General features: G+C 45.8%; 14 protein-coding genes. 11 read left to right on the forward strand and 3 right to left on the reverse strand.

The features are described 5' to 3' along the window. The 7 genes from ACO067_RS14280 to ACO067_RS14310 are packed head-to-tail and all read left to right on the forward strand — an operon-like array spanning position 1 to position 15,396. Positions 1-1,425, forward strand: a complete 1,425-nt coding sequence (locus ACO067_RS14280; protein WP_421875099.1) for a PorP/SprF family type IX secretion system membrane protein — start codon at positions 1-3, stop codon at positions 1,423-1,425. Then, positions 1,422-3,128 carry a hypothetical protein gene (locus ACO067_RS14285; RefSeq protein ID WP_421875101.1) on the forward strand — a complete coding sequence of 569 codons (1,707 nt, stop codon included), beginning with the start codon at positions 1,422-1,424 and terminating at the stop codon, positions 3,126-3,128. Before ACO067_RS14280 ends, ACO067_RS14285 begins: the two co-directional genes overlap by 4 nt. A 5-nt stretch (positions 3,129-3,133) precedes the next feature. Then, entirely contained in the window at positions 3,134-4,996 is a 1,863-nt protein-coding gene (locus ACO067_RS14290) for a PQQ-binding-like beta-propeller repeat protein (RefSeq protein WP_421875103.1), read from the forward strand. 55 nt (positions 4,997-5,051) lie between these two features. Further along, positions 5,052-10,154: a hypothetical protein gene (locus ACO067_RS14295; protein WP_421875105.1), complete on the forward strand. Its 5,103-nt coding sequence runs from the start codon at positions 5,052-5,054 to the stop codon at positions 10,152-10,154. A 2-nt stretch (positions 10,155-10,156) separates the two neighbouring features. Further along, positions 10,157-11,089, forward strand: coding sequence for a hypothetical protein (locus ACO067_RS14300; protein WP_421875107.1), 933 nt, complete (start codon positions 10,157-10,159; stop codon positions 11,087-11,089). Between the two features lie 5 nt (positions 11,090-11,094). Then, entirely contained in the window at positions 11,095-14,757 is a 3,663-nt protein-coding gene (locus tag ACO067_RS14305; protein ID WP_421875109.1) for an AHH domain-containing protein, read from the forward strand. A 6-nt stretch (positions 14,758-14,763) separates the two neighbouring features. Further along, entirely contained in the window at positions 14,764-15,396 is a 633-nt protein-coding gene (locus tag ACO067_RS14310) for an imm11 family protein (protein WP_421875111.1), read from the forward strand. Between the two features lie 2 nt (positions 15,397-15,398). Here ACO067_RS14310 and ACO067_RS14315 read toward each other — a convergent pair whose 3' ends face one another. The 3 genes from ACO067_RS14315 to ACO067_RS14325 form a co-directional block, all read right to left on the reverse strand. Then, positions 15,399-15,920 (reverse strand): hypothetical protein, encoded by a 522-nt coding sequence (locus tag ACO067_RS14315; RefSeq protein ID WP_421875113.1) that lies wholly within the window; start codon positions 15,918-15,920, stop codon positions 15,399-15,401. Next, on the reverse strand, positions 15,917-16,180 hold the full coding sequence (locus ACO067_RS14320; RefSeq protein ID WP_421878312.1) for a helix-turn-helix domain-containing protein: 264 nt from the start codon (positions 16,178-16,180) through the stop codon (positions 15,917-15,919). Before ACO067_RS14320 ends, ACO067_RS14315 begins: the two co-directional genes overlap by 4 nt. A 349-nt stretch (positions 16,181-16,529) precedes the next feature. Further along, positions 16,530-17,018 carry an RDD family protein gene (locus ACO067_RS14325; RefSeq protein ID WP_421875115.1) on the reverse strand — a complete coding sequence of 163 codons (489 nt, stop codon included), beginning with the start codon at positions 17,016-17,018 and terminating at the stop codon, positions 16,530-16,532. A 438-nt stretch (positions 17,019-17,456) separates the two neighbouring features. Here ACO067_RS14325 and ACO067_RS14330 point away from each other — a divergent pair, with 438 nt between their 5' ends. The 4 genes from ACO067_RS14330 to ACO067_RS14345 are packed head-to-tail and all read left to right on the forward strand — an operon-like array spanning position 17,457 to position 24,268. Beyond that, on the forward strand, positions 17,457-19,157 hold the full coding sequence (locus tag ACO067_RS14330) for a sodium:solute symporter (RefSeq protein WP_421875117.1): 1,701 nt from the start codon (positions 17,457-17,459) through the stop codon (positions 19,155-19,157). Between the two features lie 19 nt (positions 19,158-19,176). Continuing rightward, positions 19,177-20,658: a glycerol kinase GlpK gene (gene glpK, locus ACO067_RS14335; RefSeq protein WP_421875119.1), complete on the forward strand. Its 1,482-nt coding sequence runs from the start codon at positions 19,177-19,179 to the stop codon at positions 20,656-20,658. Continuing rightward, on the forward strand, positions 20,655-22,301 hold the full coding sequence (locus tag ACO067_RS14340) for a glycerol-3-phosphate dehydrogenase/oxidase (RefSeq protein ID WP_421875121.1): 1,647 nt from the start codon (positions 20,655-20,657) through the stop codon (positions 22,299-22,301). The genes glpK and ACO067_RS14340 overlap by 4 nt, the downstream gene beginning before the upstream one ends. Then, a complete protein-coding gene (locus ACO067_RS14345) occupies positions 22,298-24,268 on the forward strand; it encodes an amylosucrase (protein ID WP_421875123.1) in 1,971 nt (656 codons plus the stop codon). Before ACO067_RS14340 ends, ACO067_RS14345 begins: the two co-directional genes overlap by 4 nt.

Here is a 24,268-nt window from a genome sequence, read left to right on the forward strand (position 1 = left end):
ATGAGTGGACAAAAGAAACATATTGCATCAATTATTAGAGGGACTTTGATTGTACTTTTCATTACAGTGACCGTCTCACTAAGAGCTCAGCAGACATCTTTGTATGCTCACTATTATCTCAACCCCTACCTCTACAACCCAGCTATGGCCGGTTATGGAGATCAGTCTTCGGCCTATTTCCTATATCGACGACAATGGGCTGGAGTAGATGGTGCTCCAGAAACACAGGTTTTTACTCTGGATGGCAACCTGAAAAATCATCCGGTAGGCTTAGGAGTTACATTTATGAATGATGTGACCAATATCTTGGGTAGGACTGGTGGAGCCATTACAGGTTCCTATGAAGCTGGAATTACCTCCACACAGAGCCTCCGGTTCGGGCTGAGTTTTCAGGCCTTACGCAACAGAGTATTCTTTGATCGAATTAGAGCGGAGGACGTTTCTGATCCAAACTTGCTTCAGAATGTGGACTCCAAGACTATTTTTGAGGGTAGCGTCGGGGTTTCATATAATGTCAAAAATTTAAGAATTGGTTTTTCTGGTGAACAACTCTTTCAAAACACATTCAAGCACGACGAACAAGCAGCTTTCAGGTCTTTGAATTATACGCTGGTTCGTCACTTTTACACTGCTGCAGAATATTTATTTGAAATTAATGACAAGGTCACCATCAAGCCTCAGCTATTTGTTAGGACAGTTCAGGGCTTGCGTTCTCAATTTGATGGATACGTTCAGGTGACCTATCGGGATTTTGTCTGGGCCAATCTTATCTATAGACATGATATTGGTGGAGGTGCTTCATTCGGATTCAAACTGGATGACCAGTATGTTGTCAGTTATGCCTATGAGTTTCCAACATCTGATCTGAATATTATCGGCAGTTCTACCCATGAATTCGTATTGGGTATCAAAATTCATCGACCTCATCAGTCCAAAACCATTACGACTGCAGAAGGGCGTGAGCTCATCGAAAATACGGCCCATCAGGAGAAAATCGATGCACTCGTCCAGCACAACGAGCACGTCAGTGGCAAGCTAAACCGGACAGAGCGACAAATTGAAACTCAAAACCAGGAGCTCGATCGCCTCCGAGAAGTAGTGGAGAGTTACCAAAAAGAGTTGAATCAGGCTATACAAAAACTGGAAGCCAGTGCTGCAGATACCACTTCAAAGGCTAGTAGTTTTTATGTGGTAGTAGGAGCATTGAGAGAATTTGATAATGCAAAGGCGTTTCAGAGAATTCTCAAAAGAGAAGCAGACCTGGACACCCGTGTAATCCAAAATGCTGGAAAAACGTGGTATTTCATTTACTCTCATGATACGGACTCTGTCAGTGAAGCCCTGAAGCAATTGGATAAGATTAAATCCGGACCCGCAATGCCTTACATCATAGAGCAACCCTGGATTTATAAGAAGGAAGAATGAGCGGTATTATCTTACGATATCGCCTCTTAGCCTCTTGCCTGTTTGTATGGGTAGCAAGTGTATCGCTTCATGCCCAGGATATTGAGAGTATTCAGAAGGAGGATCTCTTCAAATACAGTGGTGGTATTTCAGTAACTAATACTTTTTACCACTCTGTTGGGACGCCTAGCCAGAGAGATCCCTATTTCTGGCAGTTGAATGCCAACCTAAACCTTTCATTTCTGGATATTATTAATGCTCCGTTTTCGTTGACAATCTCCCAGCAGAATAAAAACTTTTCTCAACCCCAGCCTTTCAACCGATTTGGGATCAGCCCTACTTACAAAGGCCTCACGCTGCACCTTGGTCATCGGTCCATAACCTTTTCAGACTACACGTTGGCCGGTAATCTGTTTTTTGGAGTGGGACTGGAATATAAACCCGACCATCATCCACTAAGGGTGAGTGCCATGTATGGGCGCTTCGCTAAGCCGGTGGAAAAATTTTCTCAACAAGGACAGGTCTTTGCACAACCAACATATCGCAGAATTGGATTTGGTGCAAAAGTAGGGTTTGAGACCCGGGAGCACAATGCCGCCGTGATGTTCTTCAAAGCCGCCGATGATATCAATTCCATCACCTTGTCTGACTCTCTGTCAACAGAAACCACACCTACTCCCGAGGAGAACCTGGTGCTGGGTGTTGAAGCCGGATTCAAACTGTTTGACCGATTCAAGATTGAAGGGGAGTATGCTTATAGCCTTTTCACCAGAGACACTCGGATACCGGAGCTATTTATCAACGATTATTCTTTTATCAACAACCTTGCGGGACTCTATACACCCAACGCTTCATCGGTTTTCACCAATGCTTTCAAAACAGATTTGGTCTATTCGGGCATGCAGTTTCAAGCCAATCTACGCTATCGACGAGTAGATCCCGGATATACTACTCACGGGTCGTCATTCCTGAACAACGATATGGAAGACATTACCCTGGGGGTTTCATTGCCCTTGTTTAGAAATAAGTTAAATCTGAATCTTAGCGGAGGGTTACAGCACAACAATCTGGAGAACCAAAATGCGGCAAGAGTCCAGCGTTTTATCTTCAGCAGTTCGGCAAATATTTCAGCCACCGAACAATTGAACATTGGATTGAATTTTTCCAACTTCAGTACGAGTACACGCCAGGTGCTGATCCGAACAGATATCCTGTCAGATACTTTGGAGTTTTTTCAGGTGACAAAATCAGCCATGGTTTCTGTTAACTATCAGCTGAGTAAAAAGAGTCGAAAGGCACTTTTCCTTACCACAAATTTTCAGGATGCCAGTGATAATCAGGGCAATGCGTCCAATTTCCAAAGTGCCAATGCTGGTTACTCCTTTTCGGTTGGCAAGCAAATCCAGTTCAACACATCCATGTCTTTCAATCAGTCTGAGTCCAGCGGATTTACCAACATGACTTACGGACCGGTAATTGGAGCATCCAGACCTTTTTTCCAAAACAAAGTTCGAAGCAACTTGTCCTTGAGCTTTTTAAATAGCCACTTGAATGGATCACTGGAAAGCAATATCAACAACCTCCGTTGGTCAGCTAGTTATCAGCCTGGCAAGCGTCACAATATCTCATTAAATACTTTTTACATCTACAAAGTATCGAAAGGCGAGGATGGCAACACCATTCAGGAATTTCGAGCCACTTTGAATTACAGTTTTAGAATCTAATTACTATGAAAAACCTAACCACAATTCTTTTATGCGGTCTTGTTCACTTTTCATCTTTTGCTCAGGTGCAAACGCCTGACTGGGATGTCAACTTACCTAGCAAAGTCAAGTGGTTACAGGTTAATGACTGGGGAGTGTTGATTGCTGCATGTGATAATGGCATGTATGGTATAGACCCAAGAGATGGTTCGAAAATATGGGAAAATGCCTCCCTGACGAATATCAATGAAGATTTTTATAACAGTATTGAGGGTACTCCCTTGGTACTTATCGCCGATAAGGGATCTGATGCTAAAACAGTGGTGATCAATGGTTTGACAGGAGAAGTCATTTTTGATTCTTCAAAAGAGGGATTTGAAAAAATAGTCAACAGACAAATACTTCCTGAAATTGAAGGGCTACTGGTCGCTTTTAAGGATGCCAATGGTGATGGGATTGCCTTGTACAATTATGTGGATGGCACACAGAAGTGGGTAACATCTGTGGAGAAATCCAAATCAAATTTGGTCCAACCCGAGCCTTTTTTGGATGTAAATAAGAATATAGTATTCGCCAATGGATCCTACTTGTACAGTATCAATGCCACTAGCGGTGAAATCCTCTGGACGTTTGAGACAAAAAAGGATTTCATCGATGTATTTGCTGATCCTGAAGGAACCAAAGTGTTTGCCGTGAGTGGAGCACCTTCCGATCGCTTTCGCAATACCAATTCCGAGTCGTCATTAACAATCAGTGGCGGAACGGGTAAGTTCATCATCGATTGCCTAAACCTGGGTACGGGAGGTCAGGAATGGAAAAAGCCGATCGAATATGCTCGCTCTAAATACAGTGGCGTGGCTTTGGGTCTTGAAGATTTCTTTTTACTGCACACCCTTAGTGCCAATCAGTATAGCTATGACAGCCCTGATCCACTCTGGAAAAAAGAGAAACTAGGTACTGGTGGGGATGCCATCGGTGGCATCTTCGAGTCTGAAGAAGGAATGATCTACTTTAGTCCTGATGGTGCGGGAAGGACCTATGCCTATTTCGTAAATGATGAGGGGGATCAACTTTGGAAGAAGAAAAGTATCATCAATGGAGAGTTAATGGTGCTGGAAGATCTTGGTGATGCCTTTTTCTATATCTCTACAGGAGAGGCCAATATCCTCGATAAAGAAGATGGCCAACAGCTCTGGGAAAAGGACAAGTATCTGTCCTCCAACTATCCGGTTGATTTCATTCAAAAATCGGATAATAGTTACGTGGTGTACATTGGAGGGAAGCTCATCAATGTAGATCTGAATGCACGTGATTGGTCTGAGATTGCTTCTGGTTTTGGTTTTAATGGGGAAGTGCCCTCTGGGCTGCAAATCATAGATGAAGGATATGTGATTACCGGCAATCAGAATGTAATGCTGATCGATCCGAATGGGCAAGAAGTGTATCACAAGTTCTATCCAGAGCCCGAGCAGAGCTTTGCAGCTAAGCTGGCATTAGGATCACTAGGAGTAGCTACTGCTGTTGGCTCTATGGCTTATGGCATGTCCTCAGCTGCTTATGGGCTGTCTGGAGCACTTCAGCAGAATGAAGCATACACCAAAAAAGCACAGCAACAGGCAGCGATCTCTAGCTTTACAGCCGATCTTTCAGGAGGTTTTGGTGCGCTGGTCAATCTACGATTTGGAACTGATGTAGGTACTCAAGATTACAAATTGATTCTGACTAAAAAAGATAAGGCCATAGGTTTTGTGAAAGTTGGCTTGAGTGATGGAAAAGAGAAGAGCACCATTGTGACAGAGGATCGTACGCCAACATTTGTGATCGATCATTGGGACGGTAAACTGTATTTAAAATCGGGTAATACTCGCGTCGCTTCCTACAAACTATGATGCAATCTAACGGGTAATGATGGCCAACTGGAAACATATTATTGACTTAACCGGAATGCTCAGGAAAACCCTGATGCTATTCTTTATATTCCTTAGCACCATTCTGCATGCGCAAGTTGATGTCTATCCAGCTAGCGTAATGCCAATGGTGAGTGAGCCAGCCTCTGTATATCTAAGTGATTATATTGAAACCGGTAGTGAGCGGTTTACTGCCAATGTTTTATTCCATGACTTCAATGAGTCCTCCTGGACATTCAAGCTCAAAATGACCATTCAGAGTCCGGATGTAAGCCTGGTGACCAAACCGACATTTACCCCATCCACCCCGATTACCGTGATGCCCGGAGAGCCAGTTCGTCTTTCTGGAGCAGATTGGATCGAATACTTCACCTTCTCTAATCTCAATATTGGTGGAGATGTGCAGTCGATTGTGAATAGTGGACGATTACCAGAGGGGTACTATTCCTTCTGCCTTCAAGTTCTGGATTATGAAACCGGAGATCCTTTATCAGAAGAGATTTGTGCACGGATCTATATCAAACTCCAGGATCCGCCACTAGTGGTCAACCCAACTTGCAATACCATTATTAATCCAGTTACCCAGGTACAATTTCCCATTACCTGGCAGTTGTTCAACACCATTAATCCGAATGGATCCACTCCGGAGTTTCAGGTAACCATTTGGGAGTTGCTGGAGGCAGATGCTGACCCATTAAGTGCCGTGCAGAATGGACAGGCACTTCAGGTATTTCAGTCTGATATACTGACCAACACCACTCTCAATTATGGTCCTTCTCAGCCGTTACTTGATATTGGAAAAACCTATATCTATCGGATTCAGGCAGTAGACCAAAATGGGCGATCCTATTATAAAAACAATGGCTATAGCCAATACTGTTACTTCCATTATGGTTATCCGGTAGGAGGAAGTATAACCATCCGATATCCTGACTATGACGCTGGATTTAGGCGGGGGATGACTCCACGGGTTTCCTGGTCCAGGCCTAGTAACTGGATCCGAAATTACTCCATTAGCTACGAGCTACTGGTGAAGGAAATGCAGGATGCCCAGCAACCTGAAGATGCCATCATAGTCAATGATACCTGGCATTATCGGAAAACAGGTGAAATCATGTCCTCTGGAGATCAGGGAGCCTATCTGGACTCATTGGACATAGAGCAAAAATATGTCTGGCAGGTAAAAGCTTATGCTAGCGAAGTGGAGGTAGCGGCCAGTGAAGTATCCACATTCTTTGGTCCGGCATTGGTGGAGGAATTTTATGCTGGCAATTCAAAAATCATCGTAGACTACATTTCCAATAAGGATTTGAACTCCTTGTCTGGAGGTGGACGAGTGATGCTGTCTGACAGTCAGCAGGACTGGAACGAAATAGAATTTAAGGACTTGCAGGTGAGTGAACAATCCGGTATGTACTTCCTGGAAAGCGGTACAATCACCGGTAGTATTGAGCAGCGGACTTACAAACTACAAGCGCAACTGGAAGACAATGGACCCGCAGAATTCAAGTATGATCAGTTCAGGCTGGATAAAAATGGCATAGAGATCAACGGGTTCTTCGAATGGGATGTTCCATTTGCTGTAGAAGAAGGCAGCCCCACTACACTGACTAGCCAACCCAAATGGCTATCCTTTAATAAATACCGCGTATTCGGCAATGCCAACATGGACGAGCTTTCCTATGAATTGTTCGATCCAAGTGGCTTTACGCTGGAAATCTCCAATACCAGTAAAGTTTTTATCAACCAGGGAAAATTCGAATTTTCTTTAAACGGAAGTATGGTTGCTCCCGAGGAGGTATTATCAGTAAGTCGAGGTGAGGCAGCGTGGGCATTTAGTGATGCCAATCAATTGGGCCTCATTCAGACCCTTCGTACCCAGCCTATCCTGGCTTTTGCTAATGCCGGTATTGAGATCCATCCCACTGAGAGCATCATTGATTTGTCTGACAATGAATCACCTGGCAAGAAATCTGGCGAACCGCTTTGGAAAGGGATCTATTTAAATGAATTAAAAGTCAAACTGCCAAATGGATTTGATGAGGATGATCAGTTGTCGGTAGACCAAACGATCGAATCAGTAGTAACTCACAATCAATCTCAGACCACCAGGAGCTGGATCGGAGTACAAGGTCTGAATTTTGAAGCGGATATGGATTTATCCGGCTCTGAAGCTTATTTCAATACTTTTCCAGCAGAATACACCAGACTCAACCTGGCCATTACCAATGGTTATGTGAGTGATGCCAGTACACTGGAGGGCAACTTGCTAATTCCTTTTGTGGATGATGCTACACCCTTTGATTTTGAAACACAGATGTATGACCAGGGCTTCCGGCCAGGTACTATTGCCAACCTCACTGGAACCTCTTTTACCCACAATGCTGATGGTGGTGACCTGAAGCTGAATGTATCCATTCTTAAGTCGGAGATTGTTGACAAAGAAAGCATCCGTATGACTATGGATCTGGAGTGGCCGTCTTTGGATATTTCCTTTAAGGCTGTTCCCAATTTCATGGTTTGGGGAAATTATTCTGTTGGTTTTTTCACGCCTGAGGGAATTGTAGCCCTTGCTAATCAGATCACAACCAACTTCCGTGATTATCCGGTAACCATCGATGCACTGAGTGCCGGACGAAACAAGGATCAATACGGCATTGCTATTTCCGGTAAGGTGGTCATGGGTGAAGATGTCAGTGGCGATGAAGGAGCTCCAGCGTTTAATCTGTACAGCCTGGTGCAAAATGGAGCACTTGACACGGATTATGAACCGGCCAAAGTTCAGGGAGCAATTGACCTGGGAGCAGCACAGACCAACCTGGATCAGGTAGAAGAAGAACTTGCAGCATTGGAGGAAGACCTCAATGCCAAGCTGGAACAAGAAAGAGTAGCTTTGGAAAGTAGTACCGCAGATGCTTTGTCAGCAGCTGCATCCAACCTGGGAGGTCAAGCCCATGAAGCCAGCGAACTTTTTGACGATCCTGAGACTGCCGACGAACCTGAGTCTTTTGGAAATATCAAAGAAGAGCTCATTGCTTACTTGTCCACCCTGAAAGAGTTTTTGCCACTCATGATTACTGATGATGCGCAGAAGCTGGCTACGCAAGAGCAACAAGTACAGCGACTGATTGACGAGCTGGGCAAGATGGATGATGACACCAATGACATGCAGGATGTCATTGCCCAGCTTAAAAAGTTTGGGGAGGACTTTGCTGTGGACTATGTAGCCTCTCTTGGAGATGGGTTCCTCAATAAAGTAGACAGCATCACCAATAAAATCAATGGTGACATTACCCGAAAATTTGATGATTTAAATGGGGAGGTAGAGCGCCAGGTGGATAATGTCATCGGCCAGGTCATCGATCGGGCTGCCAATCAGGTGATCAATGCACTTGCTGACAAGGCTCCCAATATGGCTGAGATCGTGGCGCCAATTGCGGCTAGCACCAAACGTGCCATCGTCATGGAGATCACCGGAGCTGTAGCCAATTCCACTTACGACAATGTTGTCTTCCCGGTCACCAGCTTTATTACTACCAGTATTCAGGAAAGAGCTCATCGTCTGGTCAGAGAGACTGCTAAGACCGCCGTGATGGGCGCAATGGGCCAGGAAGGGAATCCTTCACAGGTCATGGACGAGCTGGTAGGAAACCTTGGGGGTGAGCTAAGGTCGCTTGGGGATGAAGTAGTGTCCAAGGTGAATCTGGAAAAGGCTCTGGAAACGATCAGGAGTCTCGGGACAGACGCGATCAATAACATTGAGCCCAAAAGAATCACCGATCGAATCATGGCTGGAGCTCTGGAGGCCATAGCTGGGGCTGTGGCCAATGCTGCGGCGGAAAAACTTGGAGAACTAGCCAATAATGCACTGGGTGATGAGATTGGGATCGAAGTACCGGTGGATTTTGGTGTGGCAGGAATTAAAGCTCTGGCTAAAGGGAATCCAAAAGAATTACTGTTTGATCCGATACCTATCAAAGTGCGGTCACCTGCACTGGATATCAATGGGCTGATCCACTTCATGAAGGATCACCCGATCTATGGTGATGGTTTTGCAGGCGACGTAGTGGCTCTAGTCAAAAAGCCCAATACGTTTGAAATAACACTTACTTACATCAATGGTCGCAAAGAAGGACTGAGTTTCTGGATGGCTGAAGTAGGAGGTGCTGCTGCGTCCACACCTTCTGGTAAAGACGAACCCAAATCTGATGTGTCCAATGTCGGTGGCGAAATGGCAGAAACCAATGCAGAGCCACCAAAAGGGTTGAAAATAGGTCCGTTGGAAATCATGGCCATCCGAGGACGTGTATACCACCACATGTCGGCTGAGGGATTGGGCAAACTCACTCCAGATGCTAACCTCAACTACGGAGCGTACCTACACCTGATCATGTTTGGCCCTAAGCAGGGTACGAAGATGCGCCTTGAAGTGGATGCAGCCATGAGCACATTTGCCACTGGAGATTACACTTGGAATTTTGATGGCAATGCACAATTTGTCAGTACCAATCCGAAGGTGAACGGCATTGACGAAAATGCCGTGGTGAAAGCGGAGCTATCGCTAAGCTACAATTCGGCGGAAAAACACTTTTTTGGATTTGCGTCAGCTGAGGTGAAAAAGACTGGTGCGCTCTGTGCCAGTGGTAGCTTGCTCATAGATGTGAAACCAGGAGCCTGGCGGATTGCCATTGGTAGTAAAGAAGAGAAGATCAGGTTTATCATTGGGTGTGCCGGATTTGGACCGACGGGTTGGCTGGATATCAATCAAAGCACCGCTTTCCTTGGTCTTGGTCTTGAGTTTTCCTTCTACACCAGTATCAACCTTGATGTAGGAATCGCTGCAGTCGGACTGATTATCGATGCAGGAGCTGCCGCTGGTATTCAGGCATTGGTGCAGCACAATCCGGAGTTCATGATCATGGAAGCAGGCGTCTGGCTGGAGCTATGGGCCAACATCATCCTATCCTACAAGACACCAATCAAGAAAGGTACGGTCAACCTGGCGGAGATCTATGTGGCTGCTGATGCGCTGATGCGATTTAACCCGCCACCAACCATTCTCTATGGTCAGGTAAAAGGAAAAGTAAAAGTGTTGTTCCTGAACTTTGGATTTGATAAGAAATTTGAAATGAATATGTAGTTATGAAAAGAACGTTTGCCATACTATTCATCCTTGTGGGATTGTCCTTACAAATTTCGGCTCAATCCTTCGAGCGTGCTTATCTGAAGAACGTGGAGGAATCCCGTGAGCAAGCTGCTGGGAGTGTGAACCTGTCCATTCCCTATGATTTGCTGAGAGCGCAGCGTGACGTTACCAGAGCATTGCAAGTCATCGATCAGACACTATCTGATACTTTGATGCCCATTCGTAAACTGGGCTATCAGTCGTTGGATGTGTTGCATGGAGTGGCTACAGAGACGCTGGAACACCAGCAGATCGCTGGGGTGCAGTTTAAAGGACTGGACGATGCATCTGCCGAGATCCGTACCATCACGTTGGACAACCTTAGTGAGTTAGATCCACAATACTACACCACACCTCAGCGACAAGCCTTAACCAATCGGCTAGGTCAGCAATCAGGAAATGTAGAAGTGTTGCTGGAAGTGGTGGGTAAGCTCCAGGAACCAGCTGCAATCGAATCCATCAGACCCTATGCTCAGGCAGGAAACAGTCCCACGGTGCGGTGGAAGGCCTACCTGGCGATGGCCAGACTAGGTGATCAGGCGGCAGTCGCAACGATACTTGGTAAAATGGAAAACCTGGAGGTCAACACCGATGTGGTATATGACATTGTACCGGGTATTATTTATACGCAGCAGAAAGCACTTTATGACTGGCTCGTCAACGAGCTCAACAGTGAGCAGCGGAATTGCCTGCCTGCAGACCCCGATCAGACCAGACCCATCAACTGTGCGTACCGAATCCTGGAATATATCGCGCCGCAGATTGCCGAGTTTCCACTTGCCGTCAGCGAGAGTGGAGACCTGGAGACCAGAAATTACCGACAGGCCTTACAAACCGCGCGTGACTGGTTTGACGCCAATCCTGATTATGAGATTTCCACTAACCAATGAGCCAAGTGACCAGACTTAAATACGTTCTCTTTCTTGCTTTACTGGCAGTGGCTTCCATAGGATGGACCCAGGAAGACGACACCTATGACGGTGGTACTATGAATGAGGTGGTGATCTCTGAGGATCAAGCTCGCAATCTGATGAGGCAGTTGCTGGATGTGGATGCGCTCCTGCATTCCATTGGTGCCCGAACCATCGCCAACGACGACCGACTGGTGGCTTTTGTGGACGGCTTCATGGAGCGCAATGGCATAGGCGTACTCACCATCAGCTATGTGGACAGTGAAGAACTGTGGCCCAGAATACTGAAGAAAGGAAGCCTGAAGAAGATCGAAAAAGCACCGGACAACACACTGGTAGCGGGTATCCTCTTCTTTCCGGAAAGAGATGCAGCAGGTAAACTCACGGGTTACACCGCCAAACTGGTACTGGAAGGAAAAACCAATGAAGTCTATGAGCTGCTGAATATCTCTTCAGAAGATCTGCAAACAATCGCCGATGAGACCAGTACAGAACAGATAGGCGATGCTAGCTATGCCAAACCCAAAGAAGCGCAAAGCAAGGTAGTAGATGCCATGATCGCTGCCTTGCAAAAGGTAGAACAGCAGGCAGACCCTGAAGCCCAAAAAGGCAGCCTGGTTACCTTCCGTGCGGATAGCCAGCAAGATTATGGCTTTGACTTGCAAACCTATGACCAACTGAAGGCGGATTACCCAACGATAGTAGTAGGTGGTCAGTCGTACCCTACCGCCTGGAAATCACTGAAGACGACCGGTTCTGATCAGGTAATAGCACTTGACAGCTCCGGTCAGGAAGTGAGCTTCGAACTGGACGGCATCCCGGTCACAGGCGCATTGTCTGACGGAAAGTACAGCCTCAGCTTACACAGAAGCACTGAGGGTGAAGGCGAGCTACTGGCCAAAGTAGGTGAAACGACGGTCGGCAAACTCAACACGGTCACTTACAGCATTTCCACCATCGACCTGAAGGTGGTGCCGGTGAATGGAGCAGGTAGCGGCATCACTGCCGTAGACTTGAAGCAAACCCTCAATGCGATTTATGCACCTGCAGTAGCAGAGTGGAATGTAGAAGTACTCCCGAACCAGAACCTGGGCAATGCCTGGGATCCAGAAGGAGATGGTCTGGATGATGGGGAAACGGGCACGTTTACCAACTACACCGATGAGATGAACGACCTGATCAAGGAGTTCAAACGGCAGAACGATCGGGACAAGAATGCCTACTACATCTTTCTGGTGGACAAAGCAGAGAACTCCAGCAAGCTGGGCTACATGCCACGCAAAAAGCAGTGGGGCTTTGTCTTCACCAATGGCCAGAGCACGGAGGCACTGAAAAAGACCATCGCCCACGAACTCGGCCATGGCGTGTACCGACTGGAGCATCCGTTCGCAGAGAAAGGCCTGCCCAAAGGCCAGACAGACAACCTGATGGACTACTCCAGCGGCAGGGAGCTTTACAAGTACCAGTGGGACTATGTCCACGATCCAGCTAGTGTGGTGACCTTGTTTGATGATGAGGAAGAAGGGGCGATGACCTCCCAAACCTTGTTTGTAGACTACCTGGGGCACAAAGACGTATTTGTCCACCCGGATATGTTTACAGGTGATGATGTTGTGTTGCTTTCCCCTGCTGGAAAACCGATCCAATTGCCAAAGACCATTATTCCATCCTTTACTGGTTTGGTTAAAAACAAAGACGGGACTGTGTATGACCTAGGAATTCCTAGAGGTGTATTGCTGGCATTCAAAGATGGAGATAAGACCTATATTTCTAATTTTTCCCAGGTAGATGGCCAGTATGTATTCAATGGTTACAAACTCTACGGGAGCGATCCTGCAAGTTTTAAAGTAACCGATGCGCCAGCTCGAACTGAAAGCATGGTGGTGATTGGGGCAGAAGATGAATACTGTTTTTTGGGTATTCATTCCGGCTATTACACACATGCCAACTACAGTTCTCAGGAAGGGGACTATCAAGCGGCCGGTCCGGTACTAACCAGTAGCTCCATTTCATTGAGAGACCAATCCACCCAGGGCTGGATCCGTATAGATGAAGGCTGTACACGGGATATAGAGCTGGCCACATTAGAGCCAAGTTACATGGACATCCTGAAAAATGGGTTCGTTGTGGTTAATCCGGACGATCCGAATGGGATGATGTTTAGCTACACCAAAGAAGTAGAAGGCTATGAAGCAGGAGACGCAACCGGGTACATCTACAGGACATTAGATGATCAGGGAAATGACATCTATTTTAAGTGGACAGGTCAGGTTTGGGAACGGTTTGAGCTCAGTGAAGATAATCAACTGGATATTCCGCCTAACCTGTTGACCCTGGCAGAGATTTGGGAAGCTGTAAAAAATGACCCGATCCACTCTACTCTGGATCTGGCCGGATTTATTCCTGTAATAGGTATGGGTGCTGATGGGCTTAATGCCGTCATTTATCTGGTGGAAGGAGATCAGATGGCAGCCTTGTTATCATCAGCGGCGATTATTTCCAGTGGACTGGTAGTGGGAGCCAAACTGGGGGTTAGGATCGTTAAGAACACCCGAAGGATAGAGGCCATTTTTGCGATATCCGATGATTATGCGGCCGGTATGGAAGCTTTGTTGAAACGGGTAGAATCTGCTTATGGCATGAGTGAAGACTGGATGCGCTGGCAGTCTAACCTGTTGGAGTTGGCAGAGAAATATGGGGATGATGGCATGGATGTCTTGCTGAGTTTGTCCAGAACGATGGACAATGATGTGGACTTCCTTAAACTTGCCGATGAAATCAATGGTCTTGAAAATGGAGCTGACTTCATTGCAGATCTGTCCAAGAGTGATTTCCTGGAGTTTATAGCCAAAGAAGGGGAAGGTGGACTGAGTGCATGGAACTGTTTTAAAAGTGCTGGGCTAGATGACTTGGCCAGGAGTACAGATGACTTAGAGATAGTTTCAGATTACATGAATCGATCCGGCAAGTCTGCCGATGATGTGGCCAGTGAAATCCCTTCCAGTGCAAGTGATGCCAAAAAGTGGCTTGGGGATCGAAAGATTGAGCCATTTCTTGATGGCAGCCCCAATATCAGTAGTGCATCTGCTCCAGATGGATACCAAATTTATGAGGTAAACGGCAGCAAGTACATTAGGAGAATCGATGGTGATAACCCTTACACTCCAAGATTGATGGTGGATGAAAATGGTGTAATTGTAAAATACACCAAGCCAGCTCGAATGAGTGTATCGGCAAAATTCAGCAAGAACCTTGAAGATATTTACGGGGCATTGCCTACCAACCACCAAAGACATCACCTTGTGCCTGATAATGTTGTTAGAAATAGCCCATTGCATCAGGAAGCTGTGAAAAGAGGGCTATACGATTTGGACAGAGGTGGAAACGGAAGATATTTGGCAGAAACAGCAGAAGACTATGTTCATGATGCCAGTAATCTTTCTAAGAATTACCCTACTCACTTGGGTAGTCATCCGAATTATGATGATGCAATCAATTTGGCCATTGACGATGTTTTCATTAATAATGGTATCAATAAGAATGCAATCTCTGAACTAGATGATGTTACTATTGGGAATTTGATTGATGAGATAGAAGATGCAGCTCTTGATATTTTAGAAGACTGGCAACCTTCCAGATTAAATTAATGAAGAATGGATAAAGTATATAAGTTAAGTCACGATTACAATCACTCAGGAGATCCAGAGAGGGATGCTTTTCATGTGCCATTTGAAGGGGATAATAATATCTCGGCATATATGATTGACACTGAGATGTATGGTTCGGATCTTTTACCAGATCGAATATATTTTCAGGCAAATTTTCAACTTATACCGAGCTATGATTATCCGTTAACTGATTTAAATATTCCTGTCATGCACCGTAGGATGTTGGATGTCTTTTTGTCTTTAGGTGAGATCAAATATGAAGGTATCCCTGTAATTATGATTGACGATACTTATCTGGACAAAAGGTTTGATGACTCAGGTAATTTGGATCCATTGGTACCCAAAAACGAAGATTATCTCGCTGTTCGTTTGACAGATGGATTATATGATTTTTTAGATTTGGATAATTCAGAATATCGACCATCCCGAGTAAATCCAAATATTCCGTCACGAATAAGGAAGGCTGTTTTAAAGAAAGCCGATCAAGGTTTCCCTCCATTGTTTAGAGTGAAATTTACCCCGTCCACATTGTTTATCTCTCAGGCGGCTAAGGAAGCATTAGAAGTCAATAATATTAAGGGCTGCGTCTTTGAGGAAGTAGAGGTGTCCAAAACTTAGTATCACATCCAGAAGATCATTTTGAGTTTAAAATCTTTGTAGGAGTTAATAATGCCTAAGGCTCTGTATTGAGTGATTTTGAAAGCTGCCAGTAGTACGGTAACTGTTGAGAATAGCTGAAATATTTTTGAGAAGTTGTGGGCTGTAAGCATATCCAGTATATGTAATCCGTCTTCATCGGGAATGAGTATAGTGAACGATTTTAATACAGCTACCGTGAATAGCAGCAGTCCCATGAAGAAGAGGAGTCCTTTAAGGAAGACTTTTATGTCTTTGTCCTGACTTAAATGATCAAAGTATTTTTTAGGAGCTTTTTGAAGTTTAGACCAGTGGTATTTTTTTCGTTTATCAGAAAACAGCACCTGAAGACACTTTCCAAAAATGAACATGGGGAGAGCTACTTTTAAGAATGAGCCAAAAGCTATCAATCCTTTGGAAAAACCAAGTCCCAAATTAAAAACCACCCATGCAAACCAATCAGTTACTGGATAGATGACCACTTCCATAATTAGATCACCGATCATACAGCAAACGCCTTTCGTCCCTTAGACTCCCGGATAAAGGTGTCTATCACATCAAAAAGAGTGTGTTTTTTATCCTCATCAAGTAGCTGTATCTCTTCAATACGCTTTAGGGTAAGTTTATCAAACTTGCTGTTTACGCCTTCGCCTACCAGGTAATCCAGGGACACTTCAAGCGCATCCGCTATTTTTTTAGCTACCTCTATAGAGGGGCTGGCATCACCTCTTAAGCCCTTGTTGGTGTTGTCACCAACAAGCGTTATGTCGCTAGCTAATCAGGAAATAAATAGGTTAAATTTTCTCGTGCATCATTTCGGCTAGCTGTATCATATCTGTTGGTGGACAACACCAACAGAGGCGGGGATTAGATTATTTTTACAGGATCATTATCCTGATTTATTGGAGGAACTGAAAGTAAATCTGAAAGATCGAAAATATCAGATATGGCAAAGAAATTCTCTGAATGTTCCTTTATATTCTCAGTCTGTATTTCAGCAGAAACTTGATTATATTCATCAAAATCCGCTTAAGGCTGGTTTGTGTGGATATTGTAAGCTTCCCCAAAAATAGGACTGTTTGAAAGGCGACAGAAATGAAAGACTACCTACCAACCTAAACCTCTCCCACCTCTGCACCAACCACCCGATCGTACAAGCTCAGCCTTCCACCAGACAGCAGCACACTAAGTCCATAAATCAGCACCAGCAATTCGGAAGTGCCCACCACCATCCATACCCACAGTGGAGCATCCATATCCTGATTGGCATAATCATACATCCAGTGCACCCCAAGGTGAGCTAGCTCCCAGGGTAGAAACTTGAGCACATTGCGCATCCAGCTCGCGTTGCTCACCCGGAGTTTCATCAACCTTTTGCCTGGGGTTTGTCCGTTGCGGAGTTCCATCCAGGTGAAGGCCACCACTATCGGGATGGTCAGAGTGAATAAGCCAATCAATTGTCCTTCAATAGGGCCGCGTTGGATAGAAGAAACGCTACCTAGCGATACCAGCCCCATAGTAACTCCAAATAGCACAAGGGCATATAAGAGAATGACTGCATTGTCTATCAGGTAAGCACATAGTCTTTTGAAACTCAAACGCATAGACGGGATTTTTTTAGAAGACTTATTTCTCTAAGGAAAGTTACATAAAAGTGCAATTAGACTGAATGAGGCCTCCTAGTCTAAATGACTTTCTATCACCATCCTTTCCTCCATTTCTATGGCAGACAACATTGTCATATGAAGCCCCAAATTCAGGGAGGGTTGGAAATAAAATCACACTCCTGATGTTATCTATTTAATGTCTTAAAATCAGCGAGCGTTGGGAGTCTAACAGCCCAGGTTTGAGCTTTACGAAAAAGATTTCTCCCTGATTCTCAAACCAGCTAAAAAACACCAACCCAACGCCGTTAAAAAATTATTTTCAATATTCAATCGTTTTCATTTTCATATTACCAAAAGAGACTTGCCTAAACCGGGTTTAATTGTCGATTTCTTACTATTATAGGGATTCGATACAGCAACTAAACCTTAACCTGAATGGAAAGTGTACAGCTCGGTTTTATAGATATCACCATCATCGTGGTGTATATCCTGGGGATCATCTGGTATGGGATCTCCAAAGGAAAACAACAGTCCTCAGAGGAATACTTCCTCGCAGGTCGGGACATGACCTGGCCAGTAGTGGGCATCTCGCTCTTTGCCGCCAACATCGGTAGCAATACCCTCATCGGTCTCACCTCAGATGCCTACCAGACCAACACAGCCGTCTACAACTACGAGTGGATGGCAGCCGTCGTGCTGGTGTTCTTCTCCATCTTCTTCTTACCGTTTTACCTCCGGTCCAAGGTCTATACCATGCCGGAGTTTCTGGAAAGAAGATACGATGTGCGTTCACGCTATTACTTCTCCTTCATTACCATCATCGGTAATGTGATCATCGATACTGCTTCTGGTCTGTACGCCGGTAACCTCATACTGAAAATCATTTTTCCGGAAGTCTCTTCCACCTTTATCATCATCGGTCTGGCACTGGCCGCTGCGGCTTACACCATCCCGGGTGGACTCTCCTCCGTGGTGCATACCGAGGTGATCCAGGCAGTATTGCTTATTCTGGGTTCGGTGATCATCACCTATTTCTGCATTGTGGAAGTGGGCGGCTGGTCAGGAATGATGGCTGGTCTGGACCAACTCAATGGATCAGGCTATTTGGATAAGCCTGCTAAAGATGTATTTGACATGGCTGGGCCCGCCTCCAATGACTCCTACATGCCATGGACGGGTTTGCTCTTTGGTGTACCATTATTAGGGTTTTATTTCTGGGCCAACAATCAGTTCATGGTGCAGCGCGTGCTTTCCGCAAAGGATTTGAACCACGGACGTTGGGGAGCATTATTTGCCGGGCTCATGAAAGTGCCGGTGATCTTCATCATGATTTTGCCAGGTGTGATGGCCATCGTGCTCTTTTCCGATCTGGATATTAGCGGTTTGAATTATGCCATCACCAACGAGGCTGGTCAGTCAGAGATTTGTGAAAATCTGGCCGACTGCCCAAACATGACCTATCCGGTGATGTTGTATCAACTATTGCCAACAGGCATTTTGGGATTGGTGATTGCTGGTTTGCTTGCCGCAATGAGTAGTAGCATCTCCGCTACGCTCAACTCTGCTTCTACCTTGATCACCATGGACTTTGTGACGAAGATCAATCCAAACCTAACGAGCAAACAATTGGTAAGAGCAGGACAAATTGCAACGGTGGTGTTGGTGCTTCTGGCAGCTTTCTGGACACAGTACATCGAGCAGATTTCGGATTCACTTTGGGAATACCTGCAGCTAGTACTTGGCTTCATTGCTCCACCGGTAGTAGCTGTATTCCTGATAGGCCTCTTCTGGAAGCGTGGCAATGGCCATGGCGCTTTCTGGGCACTGATGGCCGGTTTGGGATTCTCGGTTTTTGTGATCCTTGCCGGAATGTACGATTGGGCACCTGGACTCACAGGGCTGCATTACTTGCACAAGGCACCATTGCTCATGGTATTCTGCATGGTGGTTCATGTGATCGTCAGTAGTATGACACCAGCACCGAGTGAAGAAGTAGTGAACTCTCTGACCTGGAACGTTGGTTTGTACAAAGCAGAAACGAAAGAACTAGTCGGCCTGCCGTGGTATCAAAACTATCGGGTACTGGCCGTTATCTTATTGATCATCACGGCGATCGTGGTGGGAATGTTCTGGTAATCAAAAAACACAAAGAATTATGGCTTACATAGTCGCACTAGATCAGGGAACGACGAGCTCGAGAGCCATTCTTTTTAACGAAAAGGGTGAGATTCTTGGAGTACGTCAAAAAGAATTCACCCAGTATTTCCCCAAGTCGGGATGGGTAGAGCATGATGCCGAAGAGATTTGGGCCACACAGTCGGAGGTCATGCGCGCTTTGCTAAATGACCTGTCCGTGAATCCAGAGCAGATCACGGCCATTGGGATTACCAACCAACGGGAAACAACTGTGGTTTGGGACCGCAAAACAGGTGAGCCAGTCCATCGAGCCATTGTCTGGCAGGACAAGCGCACATCAGAGTTTTGTGATGAATTAAAATCAAAAGGACTCGAAGAAAACGTGAAATCGAAAACTGGACTGGTGATCGATTCTTACTTCTCTGGCACCAAAGTCAAATGGATCCTGGATCATGTAGATGGTGCGCGGGAAGATGCTGAAAAAGGTAATTTGTGTTTCGGTACGATCGACTCCTGGCTGGTGTGGAAGCTCACCAAAGGAGCCGTGCACGCCACGGATTATACCAATGCCTCCCGGACCATGCTCTACAACATTGTGGACAACAAATGGGACGAAGAGCTGATGGAAATGTTGGATGTTCCGGCTTCCATGCTTCCTGAAGCCCATCCGTCAGCCTATCATTTTGGGGATTTTGAATACAAAGGCACTAAGATCCCAATTATGGGAATCGCTGGAGATCAGCAGTCCGCATTATTTGGTCAGGCGTGTTTTGCACCTGGTGAAGCGAAGAATACCTACGGCACTGGTTGCTTCATGCTGATGAATACGGGTACCAAATGCCAGCATTCCAAAAATGGACTACTCACCACCATGGCCTGTAGTACTACTGGCGAATTGACTTATGCACTTGAGGGGAGTATTTTCATTGCTGGAGCGGCCATACAGTGGTTGAGAGATGGTTTGCGCGTCATTGATCATGCCTCGGATTCAGAATATTTTGCCAGCAAAGTGGAGACGAATGACGTCTTTTTAGTACCTGCTTTCGCGGGGCTTGGAGCCCCTTATTGGGACCAGTATTCCCGTGGAGCCATTTTTGGGTTGACCCGGGATACGGGAAAGGATCACATCATCAAAGCAGCCCTAGAGTCCATTGCTTACCAAACACGTGATGTGAAGACGGCCATGGAGCAGGATTCAGGAATCAAAATTTCCAGCCTGATGGTGGATGGAGGCGCTACTAACAATAACTACCTGATGCAGTTTCAGGCTGACATTCTTGGAGTGGAGGTAGATCGTCCAGCCATTACGGAATCCACCGCACTCGGGGCAGCATATCTTGCGGGACTGACAGCTGGGGTTTGGACCCTGGAGGAAATCAAAAAAGTGCGGCAAACAGAAAAGAAATTCAAACCTTCGATAGACGAAAGTACCCGCGAGCGGTTGTACAGAGGATGGCAGGAAGCTGTGAAACGAACGTTTAACTGGACGAAGGAGATATGAATGCATTCAATGCCAACGAACGAAACCAATTAATCCAACAACTCAACCAGACCGCCTACGATTTGGTCATTATTGGTGGTGGGATCACCGGTGCGGGTATCGCGCTGGATGCGGCTTCCAGAGGTATAAAAACGGCCCTGGTGGAGAAGAATGACTATGCCTCAGGAACGAGCAGCAAGTCTACTAAACTGATTCATGGTGGGTTGAGATATCTCAAGCAGTTTGAAATAGCGTTGGTCCGTGAAGTAGGACAGGAAAGAGCCGTAGTGCATCACCTGGCACCGCATCTCGTGAAATCCGAAAAAATGCTGTTGCCACTGATCAAGGATGGCACGTATGGAAAGATACTAACGTCCGTTGGCCTGATGGTCTATGATGTACTGGCTGGAGTGGAAAAAGTAGATCAGCGCAAGATGATGACCCAGGAGGAAACCATCGAAAAGGAACCTTTACTTGATCCGGATAAGCTGGAAGGAGGTGGTATCTATGCCGAATACCGCACAGATGATGCTCGTCTGACAGTGGAGATTTTGAAGACAGCCACTCGAATGGGTGCAGACATCATCAACTATGCGGAGGCGACCGATTTCATTTATAAAGATGGTCAGGTCAAAGGGATTACCTGGAGGGATAATCTGTCTGGAAAAGAACATGCACTGAACAGTACCTATACCATCAGTGCAGCAGGACCCTGGGTGGATGAAATTCGTCAGAAGAACCGCTCACTGCAGGGAAAGAAACTACATCCCACCAAGGGAGTCCACATTGTGGTGCCACACGAAAAGTTTCCGGTTAAACAGTCGGTGTATTTCGATGTGCCGGACGGACGCATGATTTTTGCTATCCCACGTGACAGGGTCACTTATATTGGTACCACGGACACGGACTATCATGGTGATATCAACGATGTGCGCACGGAGAAAGTAGACGTGGAGTACCTAATCAAGGGGGTATCGCACATTTTCCCAACCATCAACTTATCGATTGATGATGTAGAATCCAGTTGGGCAGGTCTGAGGCCCTTGATCGAGGAGGAAGGCAAGTCAGCTTCTCAACTTTCCAGAAAGGATGAAATATTCGAATCAGATAGCGGACTCTTGTCCATTGCCGGAGGCAAGCTCACTGGCTACCGCAAAATGGCCGAGCGCATAGTGGATCGGTTGGGTAATCGAATGGAGGATGAGACAGGAAGAAAGATTCCTGCTTGCAATACGGATAAAATTCTGCTTGCTGGAGCGGGTTTCAAGGATGGTCAGGAGGTAAAAAACTATGAAGCGTATATCCGTGGCAGAGTGACCGAGATGGGGCTGGATCCTTATTATGCAGAATACCTGGTGGGTAACTATGGAAAGCAAGTAGAAGACATCTTCAAGATTTATAAGTCCCGAAACGAAAATGATCCGGAAGTACGACTGGCACTTTCTGAGCTGGAGTTTACGGTCAACGAAGAGGCAGTTCATTCCATCATGGATTTCTTTGAGCGACGTACTGGTAGGCTCTATTTCAATATCAACACAATTCCGAAGTTGATCGAGCCCGTCTTTGATTATTTGAGTAAGAATTTTAACTGGTCGGTCGACCGACGTAGACTCGAACAAGCATGGCTGGAAAAGAGCTTGAAGGTAGCTAGCCAGTTTGTTTGATAGGTAATTGTAGTAGTATAGAAGAAGTGAACAACCCTGAGTCAAACAGATTGCTCCAGGACATATTGGATCGTTCTGGCAAGAAAACAAAGCTCGATAAAGCTTTTGCGAATAGGCTTTCCATGCATTTCCCAGACATTTTCAATTACTTCCACACGCTCTATCCGATGAGAGATGATGTATGGGATCATTTGGAGAAGCTGGTCAATGTACTGATTAACCAATACCTGGCGAGGGATGCTGATCTTAAAAAGCTGGATAAGAAGCGTGCCAGTCATCCTAAGTGGTTTTTAAGCGAGCAGCTCATTGGCATGATGCTCTATGTGGACCGTTTTGCTGGTGATCTAAAAGGGCTACAGGATCGGTTGGGTTATTTGGAAGAATTGGGGATCAACCTGGTTCACCTGATGCCGATTTTGAAATGTCCGGAAAAGAACAATGATGGAGGTTATGCCGTCTCTGATTACCGGAGCATTAATCCTGCCATTGGTACCATGGAGCAGGTGCGGGAGCTGGCTAAAGAATTCAAAAAGAAGGAGATAGTGCTTATGATGGATCTGGTATTGAACCATACCTCTAATCAGCACGAATGGGCGCAAAAGGCTCGGTCTGGAGATCCAAAATACCAGAGCTATTACTATTTCTTCAATGACCGAACGGTCCCCGATCAATTTGAGCAGTCTTTGCCACAGGTCTTTCCTGAGTCTGCACCTGGCAACTTTACCCACATTGAAGAGGTTAACAAGTGGGTGATGACGGTGTTCCATGATTACCAGTGGGATCTCAATTATTCTAACCCTGATGTATTCATTGAAATGCTCGATATCATTCTGTACTTGTCCAATCAAGGGATTGATATTTTGCGCCTGGATGCGCTGGCTTTTATGTGGAAAAAAGTAGGCACCACCAGTCAAAATCTTTGGGAGGCGCATTTACTAATTAAGACATTCAAGAGTTGTATTCGCATTGCCGCGCCGGGCACTTTATTTTTGGCTGAAGCGATTGTCTCACCAGATGAAATCATCAAGTACTTTGGAGAAGTGGACACGGTCAGCAATGAATGCGACATGGCTTATAACGCCACCTTGATGACTTTGCTCTGGGATACGGTGGCTACTAAAAACAATCGCCTGCTCTGGACCACCATGCACAATGTACCTGATAAGCCATCTGGAACTACCTGGCTAAACTATGTGCGGTGCCACGATGATATTGGGCTGGGTTATGAAGATCAGCATGCTGACTGGGCGGGCTATTCTCCATGGCATCACCGGCAGTTTTTGATCAACTTCCTGACCGGAAACATCGAATGGTCATTTGCCAGAGGACGCAAGTTCATGGAAGACAAGGTGAAAGGGGATGCGCGAATTTCAGGTAGTTTGGCTTCTTTGGCCGGACTGGAACGAGCCTTGGTTGAGAAAGATAGAGCCGCTCGGGAGCTAGCCATTCAGCGAATCATGATGCTCCACAGTGTCATTATGACTTACGGAGGTATACCTTTGATCTATGCTGGAGATGAGTTGGCCCGACTCAATGATTATTCTTTTGAGAACGATCCGCATTTCAGTTATGACAATCGGTGGATGCATCGGCCTGTGATGGATTGGAAGCAAGCTGAAAAGCGGAAGAAGAAAACTACAATAGAAGGAAAAGTTTTTGGCCAACTGCAGAAACTCATTTCCATCCGCAAGGATCAACCAGCCCTGGCAGATGATCAGGTTCGTCACCTGGTGGACTGCCACAATCAGCATCTGCTGGCTTACGTAAGAGGTGAAGGTAAGAGACGAGTTTTTGTAGTCCACAACCTAAACGACCATCCCGAAGAACTCATGATGGACATGATGTTTTACATGGGATTTGATATGAAGAAGGGAGTGAAAGACCTGCTGACTGGCACTAAGCTGGATTTCAGCGGATATAAATTGACATTACAGCCACACGAATTTGTGTGGATAGCACAACGATAG

It is taken from the genome of Marinoscillum sp., assembly GCF_965229915.1.
Classification (GTDB): domain Bacteria; phylum Bacteroidota; class Bacteroidia; order Cytophagales; family Cyclobacteriaceae; genus Marinoscillum.

Excerpts from the sequence above, each read along its gene's own strand:
- ACO067_RS14280 (WP_421875099.1), top strand. The coding sequence starts at position 1 with ATGAGTGGACAAAAGAAACATATTGCATCAATTATTAGAGGGACTTTG.
- ACO067_RS14285 (WP_421875101.1), top strand. The coding sequence starts at position 1,422 with ATGAGCGGTATTATCTTACGATATCGCCTCTTAGCCTCTTGCCTGTTT.
- ACO067_RS14290 (WP_421875103.1), top strand. The coding sequence starts at position 3,134 with ATGAAAAACCTAACCACAATTCTTTTATGCGGTCTTGTTCACTTTTCA.
- ACO067_RS14295 (WP_421875105.1), top strand. The coding sequence starts at position 5,052 with ATGCTCAGGAAAACCCTGATGCTATTCTTTATATTCCTTAGCACCATT.
- ACO067_RS14300 (WP_421875107.1), top strand. The coding sequence starts at position 10,157 with ATGAAAAGAACGTTTGCCATACTATTCATCCTTGTGGGATTGTCCTTA.
- ACO067_RS14310 (WP_421875111.1), top strand. The coding sequence starts at position 14,764 with ATGGATAAAGTATATAAGTTAAGTCACGATTACAATCACTCAGGAGAT.
- ACO067_RS14315 (WP_421875113.1), bottom strand. The coding sequence starts at position 15,920 with ATGATCGGTGATCTAATTATGGAAGTGGTCATCTATCCAGTAACTGAT.
- ACO067_RS14325 (WP_421875115.1), bottom strand. The coding sequence starts at position 17,018 with ATGCGTTTGAGTTTCAAAAGACTATGTGCTTACCTGATAGACAATGCA.
- ACO067_RS14330 (WP_421875117.1), top strand. The coding sequence starts at position 17,457 with ATGGAAAGTGTACAGCTCGGTTTTATAGATATCACCATCATCGTGGTG.
- glpK (WP_421875119.1), top strand. The coding sequence starts at position 19,177 with ATGGCTTACATAGTCGCACTAGATCAGGGAACGACGAGCTCGAGAGCC.
- ACO067_RS14340 (WP_421875121.1), top strand. The coding sequence starts at position 20,655 with ATGAATGCATTCAATGCCAACGAACGAAACCAATTAATCCAACAACTC.